This window comes from Streptomyces sp. NPDC050743, from assembly GCF_044456925.1.
In the GTDB taxonomy this organism is placed as follows: Bacteria; Actinomycetota; Actinomycetes; order Streptomycetales; family Streptomycetaceae; genus Streptomyces.
The window spans coordinates 1-9,704 of sequence record NZ_JBITGJ010000173.1 but is presented as its reverse complement, the minus strand read 5'-3'; the positions used below and the strand labels follow the sequence as shown (position 1 = coordinate 9,704).

Sequence of the window (9,704 nt, the reverse complement as noted above, 5' to 3'; positions counted from 1 at the left end):
CCTCGCCGCTATCTCCCCGAGGGAAGCATGGACACGATCTACCCCCAAACCAAAGATCAGATCGACCTCGCTACACCACCACAGGGGACATGACCAGCAGGAGGGCTACGGCCAGTACCTGAGCGTCTTCGAGACGACGGAAGAAGACGCCGGCGAGAGCCGATGACCGGCAACCGGGGCAGGGCCCCGGAGCTCGAACGGCACGGCGGCTCGGCGCCCCGTCTTGCGGCTCGGGGCCCAGCAGGGCCCCAGCCGATACCCGTGTACAGCAGTACGGAAAGCGCTCATGTGCTGCAGCGCCCAAGGGGTCGAGTCCCCTCGGATCGGAGGCGGCCAAGACAATAGAGCAGACCCCCTCCAATGGGATCTTCGCCGCGGTGAGCCAGAAGACGCCCGCCGGACCTCACGAGCAACGGAACCGTCGGGCCAGGGAGAAGGACTGCACAGTGACCAGGAACATTGACAACCTGCACGCAGAAGACGGCGCCATCGTGCTGCCTGAGCAGATCCCCACCGCTGTCACCGCAGGCCGCCTGGCCTACGGCGATGGCACGACCCAGACCTTCCAACCCGACGGGAGCACCTCCTACTTCGAGGCAGGACGCCAGACGGAGGGCACCTGGTCCGTCGACGAGAATGGGCACTTCTGCTCCTTCTGGCCGCCCTCCTACCAAGCGTCCTACGACCTGCGCTGGGTTGTGGAAGGGGGAGCAGTCGTCGGCCTTCGGTTCTCCGACCTGAGGAGCGGTACCTGCTTCGACGGCCGTTTCCAGTAGCCCCAGGTTGCGCTTGAGGTGACAAACCCGAGCGGTGGCCCACCAGCTCCCAGCGGCCCCGCCGTCCGGTCGTGGCGGGCACCACCGAGCTTGCCGCCCCGACGGCGTGCCCCTCCGCAGGGGAGGCCATGGGTGCCTCAGTCGGCGCCGACGGGGATCGACAGTACTGTGATGCCGCTCATGTCTAGCCAGACCGTCTCCGGTGCGCGCACCAGACGTAGCATGACTTGTCCACACTGCTGGCAGCGGGCTACCAGTCCCGGTGCCTCGCGGTATACGTGCAGGAGTGCGACGGGCCCTGTGTTGCTGCAGTGTGCGCACTGGCTGGTCGCTGCTGTCAAGTCGACCGCGAAGAGTTCGGCCAGAGGGCCGGCCAGCGCGTTGCCGTCGATGTAGCCGCCCTCTGCGTCGCGTGGGATACCAGCGTCTGCCGGTGTGCCTGCCGTCATCTCAGTCCTCTCCTCAGCCGAAGCGCTCTGTGCGGACTCGCTGGGGGTCGTGTCCGAGGAGCACCAGGTAGGCAGCTGCCTTCTCGACGAATGCCGTGGGTCCGCAGACGTAGCAGGTGGGCGCGAAGTCCGGTGGCCATCCGTGGCGTACCAGGTCGTCGGGTGTGATGCGGCCCGGGGGGCGCGCGGACTGCTGTGGCGCTTCCCGGGTGTAGATGTGTGTGACGTCGACCCCTGGCGTTCCTTGGCGGATTTCTGGCCCGTACAGCAGCTCGGCCGGCGATCGCAGGGAGTACAGCGCCCGGAAGGGAACCCGGCTGCCGGCTGCACGCCGCGAGCGGATCATGCACATCAGCGGCACCAGCCCGGAGCCTCCGGCCACGAGCAGGATCGGTTCTTGCTGCTCCGGCTGCCAGACGAACCAGCCTCCGACCGGTCCCCGCAGTTCCAGCTGATCGCCGGGCATGAGCTCGTCGACCAGGTAGGGAGAGACCTCGCCCTCAAAGACGCGCTGCACTGTCAGTTCCAGGCGCGTTCCGTCCGGGGCCGAAGCGATGGAGTAACTGCGTTGTGTGCTGTAGCCGTCTTCCGCGGTCAGCCGGATGTCCACATGCTGGCCTGCCAGATGGCCGGGCCATTCCGGCACCTCCAGCACCAGCGTGACGGCCGTCGCGGACTCAGCGCGACGTTCTGCCACCTCGGCGACCCTCCATCGGAGCCGATCGCCTAGTCTCCTCGATACCGCTGTTCTTGCCACGGGTCTCCGTAATTGTGGTAGCCGGCGCTCTCCCAGAACCCCGGGATGTCGTTCTCCCGCAACTCCAGTCCGTGCACCCACTTCGCAGACTTCCAGAGGTAGAGGTGCGGGACGAGCAGTCGGGCCGGACCGCCATGCTCGGGGGCGAGCGGCCGGCCGTCGTAGCCGTACGCGATCCAGGCCTTGCCGTCCAGAAGATCCTCCAGCGGGAGGTTCGTGGTATAGCCCCCGTAGGAGGAGATGAGAACGTACTCCGCAGCCGTCTCGACATCGGCGAGCAGGACGTCCAAAGACACCCCCTGCCACCGGGTGCCGAACTTCGACCACTTGGTCACGCAGTGGAGGTCTGCCGTCGGGGTTTCCGACGGCAGCTTCGTGAGGGCGGCCCAGTCCCAGTTGTGCCGCCTCCCGGTCTCCGTGATGACGGACAGCTCCCACTTGTCTGTGCTTATGCACGGCGTGGGCCCGGCCGAGAGGACCGGAAAGCCCGTGGTCTCGTACTGTCCGGGTGGCAGCTTCCTGCCTGCGGGCGGCCGTCGGCCGTGGAAACCGCGCGAGATGATCGCCATGCTGGCCGTCCAATCGGCTCGTCGTAAGCAGGGCTAGCGCCCCTAAAAAGTATCAGCGACGGGGAACATACGCCTCTTATCTTCCTTCTCTCCCACAGCCCTCAGCCGCACCTCCGGCCTTCGGCGCGACGTCGGTCCAGACATTGCGCAGTCAGTCGAAGTGCCCGGCGGCCGCCAATTGAGCGCGCAGCTTCCTGCGCGCGTCGAACATGGTCTTGTACAGCGCGTTCGGACGGGTGTCGAACTCAGCGGCCAACGGTCCCGGAGGAACGCCGTGCATGACACCGCCGCGAAGACATGCCGCTGACGTGCACAAAGGCCCTGTCGATGGCCTCCCATGCGGCCTGGGCAAGCTCCTCAGCTTGCCAGTGGCTTGCCGGGTCGCCGGCCGGGCGGCGGTCGACGTCAGTGCCCTCGGGCCTGTGGCCCGGGAAGGTGACCACGGAGGTGGTGCCAGCTGGCACGTTCTGGGAGGCGGAGCCCGAGCACCAGAACTACCTCAGACGCGGCGTTGGATGTCGCGTATGTCGGCGGCGGCTGAACGCAGCCGTTGCCGACAGCACGTCGGCAATCCTCTGACGGTGAGGCTCGGCATGATTACTCACCATGCTGGATGTTCCCGGTCGGGCCTGTATGCGGGTTGTGTGCAGCGAGGACAGTGATCATGGTGGCAACGAGGGCGAGTGACCCGTACCCGAGGGCGATCTGCGGTAGCGAGAAGGTGTTGGAGAGTTGCCCGGAGATGAAGCTGAGGAGGGCGGCGCCCACGTAGCAGAGGAGGTAGATCGCGCTGAAGATGGGTGCCCGGTCGGCGAGGGTGCTGCCGTACAGCAGGCCGCGGGTGGCGGCAGTGATGGCGATGCCTTGGCCGGCGCCTGCCACGATGGTTGCGGCGATGAACAACGCCAGTGTGCCTACGTTGATCGCTGTGATGATGCCGATCCATCCGGTCAGGAAGATGAGCATGCCGGTGCGTTGGGCCGCCGCGGATGTGAACCGGCCGCCGAGGGGGGCGCCGAGAACGCTGGGGGCCATATAGGCGGCGAACACCAGTCCGAGGATGAGCGAGCTGTGCGTGTGGAGTTGGTCTTCGACGAGGGCAGGCATGAAGGCCTGGTAGAAGGCCCCGGTTGTCCAGGTAGCCACGAACACCGCGGCCGCGACGGGGAGTAGATGACTGACCCGGGCCGGTACGCGGACCCGGGGTACGAGTGATCGCCAGGTGCCGGGCGTCGGCTTCGCGGTCTCGGGGCTGATGACGATGAGTGCGGCGGACAGGACGAGGAGTCCGGCGGAAACCAGGTAGATGAGGTGGCGTGGCCAAGGGCCGAACTGGACCAGGGCGCCAGAGGCGATCGCGCCGAGGGAGAGGCCGAGCATTGGTCCTTGGCTGGACGCGACGGAGGCCAACCAGGTCGGCCTGCTGGGCGCGGCGTCGACGATGTAGGAGGTGAGGCTGCTGCTGGCCAACCCCGTTCCGACACCCATCAGTAGCCGAGCGGCCAGCAGAATGCCGATGTCGTGCACGTTGAGCAGCAGCAGACAGCCCAGCATGAGCAGGCCGAGGCTGGCGATCGCGGTGAGTCGTCGGCCCAGATGATTGGACAGCCGTCCCAGCACCAATAGTGCAGCGATAGTGCCGACGGAGTTGGCGACGACGGCCAGCGCGATGTCGGCGTTGGTGAAGCCGTCCTCAGCCCGATAGGTGTTGAACAGGGGAATCGGCGTGACCAACGCGGCGAACGAGGCCACCAGGGAGACCACCGCAGATGAGAATGCCAGCCGGAGCGTTCTGCTCCCGCGAGCCACGTTCATCAATGGTGCTACGTCTTGCATCGAGCCGTGCCTTTCCCTTGTCGCGTCGTCGTCCATCTGGTTTACGTCCATCCACGGCGCGGTCTTACCGGCCAATGTCGCGATCTCGCCCGCTCCTCGGCGGCCTCCCGAAGCAGCCGGCTGCCTGCATGCGCCGCTGCTGCCTGAGGCCACTCCCGCCTGGCCTACAGCGAAATCCACACCGACGAGGAGAAACAGACCGCCACCGGCTTCTGGTGCAGGTCTGTTTCCAGTCGACCAACGCTCGATCTACAGGGGATCTATGTCCGATGCAGACGCCGCGCCGTCGGTTGGTCGAGCACCGCCCAACTCCCCCCGGCGCGCCTGGAGGCTTCCACGGGCGAGAGGGCCGCTCTGCCTCGCCGGTCGGATGCGTGCACCGGTGCTGGTGGCGCTGTCTCTCCTGCGGTCGGCCCGCCGTACCACGTACCTGTCGGTAGCAGGGCTCCCGTACCGGGCTAGGGCGGGTGTCCACCAGGGTGGGCATGTCGGGCACACAGTATGGGCCGTCTGCCACGGCGGCGCGACGTGGCCCCGAAGCCTGACGAGCTCCGACAACGACCCGGGCTTCTGGGGCCGGAGCGCCTATTCTGGGAATACAACGGATACAGCCTCTACGGAGATCTCTCGCAAGAAGAGCGCGAGGGTAGGCCTCATCCCGGGAATCAGGCGAACCCGGAGGTGTACCGTCCCTCAAACGTCCCTCCGCGATTCACCGCTGGCGACATAGCCATCGGCACCTGTGATCCGCGAGACGTCGTAGGTGGCACGGTGGGTGGGCGGCCAGAAAGACCAAAACCGCCCTTGATCGTCTACTACTCCCCCCTCTCTGGACGATTGGCTCCCTTTCTCGACGTAGGTGGTGGGCCCGTCGTGAGTGAACGCCTGTGATGCCCCGTCGGTGTAGGTGAATGGTGCTCTCGTCACCGCTTCCGTGATGTCGGCTGCATTTGATGCGGTCGCCGTGGCTTACCGCAGATCCCTCAGTCCCAGACATGTCAGGCTCCAATCGGGAGGTGCGTCGCCCAGGCGCGGACAGGTGCAACGTTGACGACGTCAGACCCAGGGCGGGCTTCGCGCTGCTCGCACTGTCGAACCCTGCCGACCAGCGCCGCAGCACGGGATCATCCGCTGATCCTTGTCGAACGGTGCTCCGCCATCCTAACGTGGACGCGATCGTCCAGTTCAGTCGGCTCCAAGCAGTGGCGCACCCATCGGGGCCACAGGGCGGAGTGTGCGGCAGCGAGCGGCGGTTGCAGGACGCGAGTGAGAAGCAAGAAACCCAAGCCTGCGCAGGCCTTACCCGTAGTGCACGGGGGTGGGGTCGGCGTCGCGCGTAGATGCATCGGGGCTGTGGCCGGGCAAGTCTCTAACGACGATCAAGCCCGCCGGCCCGACCTGCCGGGCGACATGGCTCCGTACTAATGTGGACTTGAAGGTCCAGTTGTAACCGGACCGTCCATGCCGCGCAGGCAAAGACCGGATGCAGGGAGGTACCGAATGAAGGCGATTGTGGTGACGGATCGGGCCGCGGGAACGGCCGGGATGATGCTGGAAGAGCGCCCGGAGCCGGAGGCCGGCGGGAACGACGTTCTCGTTGAGGTTCACGCGTCGGGATTCACCCCCGGTGAGCTGTCGTGGCCCGGGACCTGGACCGATCGGCTCGGCCGTGACCGGACGCCGTCGATCCCTGGGCACGAGGTTGCAGGGGTGGTCAGCGCTCTTGGCTATGGCACGAGGGGCCTGTCGGTGGGACAGCGGGTGTTCGGGCTCGCGGAGTGGACTCGCGACGGCACCCTGGCGGAGTACGTGGCCGTCGAAGCGCGTAACCTCGCGCCGCTGCCGGGAGATGTCGACTTCACCGTGGGTGCGAGCCTGCCGATCTCGGGTCTCACCGCGTGGCAGGGGTTGTTCGTGCACGGCCGCTTCGAGGTGGGGCAGAGCGTCCTCGTGCACGGCGCGGCCGGTGGCGTCGGCTCGATGGTGACGCAGCTCGCCCGCGAGGCCGGTGCCTACGTAATCGGCACCGGACGTGCTGCCGACCGGCAGACCGCACTCGACTTCGGCGCGAAGGAATTCGTCGATCTGGACAACGAGGCACTGGAAGACATCGGCGGAGTCGATCTGGTCTTCGACGTGATCGGCGGTGACATCGGCAAGCGCTCAGCAGGCCTGGTCCGAGCCGGAGGGATGCTGGTCACGATCGCCGACCCGCCCGAGGTGCAGCCGAAGGAAGGCCTGGCGGTCGATTTCGTCGTCGAGGCCGATCGAACGCAGTTGGGTGAGGTCGTCCAGCGGGTCCGGGACGGTCGGTTGCGCACGAACATCGCCCGGGTCGCGGACCTCGACGAGGCCATTGCCGCTTTCAACCCCACCGGGCGGGTCAAGGGGAAGACGATCATCCATGTTCGCCCGTAAGCACACGGCATACCCCCGAACCAGCAAGCAACGAAGGAACACGCCCATGACCGAGCCAACCGAACGGACCCGCTACGCCATCGAGTACCCCGACGGGAAAGGCACCCTCGGTCAGGACCAGGTCGTCCTCGTCGACGAGGTGATCGATCATCCTCACGCCCCCGCGTTCGACTTCCACGTCGTCAACGACGAGAAAACCGGCATCTACGAGGCCATCGTCGGCGACACCGAGATCGCCGGTTTGCCCTACAACGAAGCCGGCGACGACCGACTCGTGCTCATGGCCACCTCAGTGCTCCCCGAGTACCGCAGACAGGGCGTCGCCACCGAGCTGATCCGACGCGTCCTCGACGACGTGCGCACGCGAGGAATGACGGTCACCATCACGTGTCCGATCGTGCGCACCTTCATCGAGCACAACCCCGAGTATGCGGACCTCATCGACCCTCAGCACCCGGGGGCGACCACAGGGACGCACCAGTCCTGAACCAACCCGCTGACAGAAGGTGTTCGACAGTGACGACCAACATCGAGGCCGAGGCGGCCTTTCGTGAACAGAACAACGCGGCCCTCATCGCTGCTCTGGACGAGACCGGTCTCCGTGAGGCCGAGTCCGCCTGGGAGCTCGATATCGCCAACGACGCGGAGCGCGGTCGCTGGACCGCGTCCCTCGGTCCCGAAGCGATCGCAGAACTCCAATATCGGTTCGTCGGCGGCCGCGTCGTACTGTTGACGACCTGGGTCGACCCCGCCTACCGCCACAAGCGGGTAGCCACGGAGCTCATCGCTCGCGTGCTGAACGAGATCCGCGAGAGCGGAAAGAAGATCACCATCATCTGCCCGGTTGTGGGCGAGTTCATTGCCCGCCACCCGCGATACCTCGATCTCATCGACAAGGTTCATCCGGGCTCCGGCGCCCACCCACAGCACGAACCCGCAGACGGGCCGGACCACCAGCACGGTCCCGCGGCCGGCCCGGACGACGAGAGGCAGATCGCCGCGCTCGAGCACGACTGGATGTAGCCGTCCGTCTTTCAAACGTGCTTCGAGTCGTCCAGCGAGTCCGGAGACGGCCGGCGCGGACGAGCATCGAGCTCAACGAGGGCTGTTGCGGAGAGAGGTATTCAGATGAAAGCGATCGTGGTGACCGACCGTGCCGCGGGAACGGCAGGGATGAGGCTAGTGGAGCGACCCGATCCGGACACGGCGGGGCTCGCCAGTCTTGAAGGCGCCAACTACGGCGATGTCGTCGTTGAAGTTCATGCGTCAGGATTCACTGGGGATGAACTGGAGTGGCCCTCGACCTGGATCGATCGCCTCGGCCGTGACCGCACGCCATCAATCCCGGGCCACGAGGTGGCCGGTGTGGTCACCGCCCTCAGCTATGGAACGGCGGGGCTGTCGGTCGGACAGCGGGTTTTCGGCCTCACCGACTGGACCCGCGACGGGACCCTGGCAGAGTTTGTCGTCGTCGAGGCGCGCAACCTTGCGCCGTTGCCTGGCGACGTTGACTTCACGGTAGGGGCGGGCCTCGCGATGACTGGCCTGACCGCGTGGCAGGGGCTGTTCGAGCACGGCCACCTCGGGGTGGGGCAGAGCGTCCTTGTGCACGGTGCGGCCGGCGCGGTCGGCTCGATGGCGACACAGCTCGCACGTGAGGCCGGCGCCTACGTCATCGGTACCGGACGCGCTGCCCATCGTCAGCTGGCGCTCGACTTCGGCGCACAGGAGTTCGTCGACCTTGAGAACGATGCGCTGGAAGATGTCGGCGGCGTCGATCTGGTATTCGATGTCTTCGGCGGTGCCATCGGGAAGCGGTCCGCGGGTCTGGTTCGAGCCGAGGGAATGCTGGTGACCGTCGCCGGGCCGCCCGAGGAGCGCCCGGCCAACGGCCGGGCGATCGACTTCGTTGTCGTGTCCGATCGCGCGCAACTCAGTGAGATCGCGCGGCGCGTGAAGAACGGACAGCTACGGACGAACATCGGCCAAGTCGCAACCCTCGACGATGCTGTGGCCGCCTTCAACCCTACCGAGCGGATCAATGGGAAGACGATCATCCGCGTTCGCCGGTAAGGAGGGCCCAGAGGCGGCGACCGTTCTTCCTCAGGTATGCCGCTTCGGCGATCTCCCCTACGTGCCCGCTCGTAGGGGAGATCGCGCAAGTACTCGCTTCGGGGCGTGGCGGAGGAGATGAGCGTGCGGCAGCGCCGCCAGGGTGCGCTTCTCGATCCGTAGGTAGTCAGGGGGAGGGTGAGTCAGAAGTCGATCAGCTCCAGCCCATGGGGGACACCCGCGTAGTAGTGCGTCCCGTTGGTCCCCGGTGATGTCGTGGAGCCGATCTTCGCGTAGCTGTTCTGGCCGTGGAGGCCGATGGCGTATACGTAGCCGACACCGTCAGCGGCTTGCACGGGCACTCCGCGATCGAGGAGGACCCGCCGAACGCTCAGACGCGTCGGCGGGGAGGTGATTGGCATGTACGCGATCCCGATTCAACGCGGTGTTGGAGCGAGCCCTGCAGGCGGAGATGGCCGACCACCTCGGCTACTGGGCCGGAGATCCCGCCGGACGGTGCTCGGGCCACTCCCGCAATGACAGCTGCTCCAGGACGGTGACCACAGTGGCCGGTCCGGCCACCATGGACGTGCCACGCGATCGCAGGGGTCCGAGTTCGAGCCGGTGGTCGTGTCCAAGGGCAAGCCGCGCCCAGCATCTGGTCGGCCCACGCTTCACTGACCAGGCAGCGTCTCGTGCGCCCTGTTCCGCAGCTCATGGGCTTTGAAGGCTCCCCTCCCTGAAGGGAGGGGATGCGTCGCCCTCCAGGGCTGAGCGGGGATTTACGGCTCAGGCCGCCGCCGGAGCCGGCGGCTCGGGTGGTCTTACGCCCTCGGCACCGTCCGGG

12 protein-coding genes and 1 pseudogene are annotated in these 9,704 nt (G+C 66.6%); 7 read left to right on the top strand and 6 right to left on the bottom strand.

The features are described from left to right. Positions 1–446 precede the first annotated feature (446 nt). Positions 447–776: a hypothetical protein gene (locus ACIBJF_RS49570; protein ID WP_351812083.1), complete on the top strand. Its 330-nt coding sequence runs from the start codon at positions 447–449 to the stop codon at positions 774–776. Positions 777–913: 137 nt separating this feature from the next. On the opposite strand, the gene ACIBJF_RS49565 is transcribed toward ACIBJF_RS49570, so the two are convergent. The 4 genes from ACIBJF_RS49565 to ACIBJF_RS49550 all read right to left on the bottom strand — a co-directional run bounded on the left by ACIBJF_RS49565 (position 914) and on the right by ACIBJF_RS49550 (position 2,831). Further along, entirely contained in the window at positions 914–1,225 is a 312-nt protein-coding gene (locus tag ACIBJF_RS49565) for a DUF6510 family protein (RefSeq protein WP_399184475.1), read from the bottom strand. A gap of 13 nt (positions 1,226–1,238) precedes the next feature. Then, on the bottom strand, positions 1,239–1,982 hold the full coding sequence (locus tag ACIBJF_RS49560; RefSeq protein ID WP_399184474.1) for a ferredoxin reductase: 744 nt from the start codon (positions 1,980–1,982) through the stop codon (positions 1,239–1,241). Further along, complete coding sequence (locus tag ACIBJF_RS49555) at positions 1,952–2,551, bottom strand: sulfite oxidase-like oxidoreductase (protein ID WP_399184473.1); 600 nt, start codon at positions 2,549–2,551, stop codon at positions 1,952–1,954. Before ACIBJF_RS49555 ends, ACIBJF_RS49560 begins: the two co-directional genes overlap by 31 nt. A 151-nt stretch (positions 2,552–2,702) precedes the next feature. Beyond that, positions 2,703–2,831, bottom strand: coding sequence for a hypothetical protein (locus tag ACIBJF_RS49550; protein WP_399184472.1), 129 nt, complete (start codon positions 2,829–2,831; stop codon positions 2,703–2,705). A gap of 134 nt (positions 2,832–2,965) precedes the next feature. On the opposite strand from ACIBJF_RS49550, the pseudogene ACIBJF_RS49545 reads away from it, so the two are divergent. Continuing rightward, a pseudogene (locus tag ACIBJF_RS49545) lies at positions 2,966–3,130 on the top strand (peptide-methionine (S)-S-oxide reductase); the annotation flags it as partial. An 18-nt stretch (positions 3,131–3,148) separates the two neighbouring features. Here the strand turns inward: ACIBJF_RS49545 and ACIBJF_RS49540 are convergent. Beyond that, a complete protein-coding gene (locus tag ACIBJF_RS49540; protein ID WP_399184471.1) occupies positions 3,149–4,423 on the bottom strand; it encodes an MFS transporter in 1,275 nt (424 codons plus the stop codon). Positions 4,424–5,887: 1,464 nt separating this feature from the next. On the opposite strand from ACIBJF_RS49540, the gene ACIBJF_RS49535 reads away from it, so the two are divergent. The 4 genes from ACIBJF_RS49535 to ACIBJF_RS49520 all read left to right on the top strand — a co-directional run bounded on the left by ACIBJF_RS49535 (position 5,888) and on the right by ACIBJF_RS49520 (position 8,878). Next, complete coding sequence (locus tag ACIBJF_RS49535; RefSeq protein ID WP_399184470.1) at positions 5,888–6,805, top strand: NADP-dependent oxidoreductase; 918 nt, start codon at positions 5,888–5,890, stop codon at positions 6,803–6,805. Positions 6,806–6,851: 46 nt separating this feature from the next. Continuing rightward, the gene (locus ACIBJF_RS49530; protein WP_399184469.1) at positions 6,852–7,292 is read left to right on the top strand and encodes a GNAT family N-acetyltransferase; all 441 of its coding nucleotides are present in this window, start codon (positions 6,852–6,854) and stop codon (positions 7,290–7,292) included. Between the two features lie 29 nt (positions 7,293–7,321). Beyond that, complete coding sequence (locus ACIBJF_RS49525; RefSeq protein WP_399184468.1) at positions 7,322–7,828, top strand: GNAT family N-acetyltransferase; 507 nt, start codon at positions 7,322–7,324, stop codon at positions 7,826–7,828. A 105-nt stretch (positions 7,829–7,933) separates the two neighbouring features. Then, positions 7,934–8,878 carry an NADP-dependent oxidoreductase gene (locus ACIBJF_RS49520; RefSeq protein WP_399184467.1) on the top strand — a complete coding sequence of 315 codons (945 nt, stop codon included), beginning with the start codon at positions 7,934–7,936 and terminating at the stop codon, positions 8,876–8,878. Between the two features lie 182 nt (positions 8,879–9,060). Here the strand turns inward: ACIBJF_RS49520 and ACIBJF_RS49515 are convergent, their stop codons facing one another. Next, a complete protein-coding gene (locus ACIBJF_RS49515; RefSeq protein WP_399184466.1) occupies positions 9,061–9,213 on the bottom strand; it encodes a hypothetical protein in 153 nt (50 codons plus the stop codon). A gap of 59 nt (positions 9,214–9,272) precedes the next feature. Here ACIBJF_RS49515 and ACIBJF_RS49510 point away from each other — a divergent pair, with 59 nt between their 5' ends. Continuing rightward, entirely contained in the window at positions 9,273–9,584 is a 312-nt protein-coding gene (locus ACIBJF_RS49510) for a transposase (RefSeq protein WP_399184465.1), read from the top strand. The last annotated feature ends 120 nt before the right edge of the window (positions 9,585–9,704 follow it).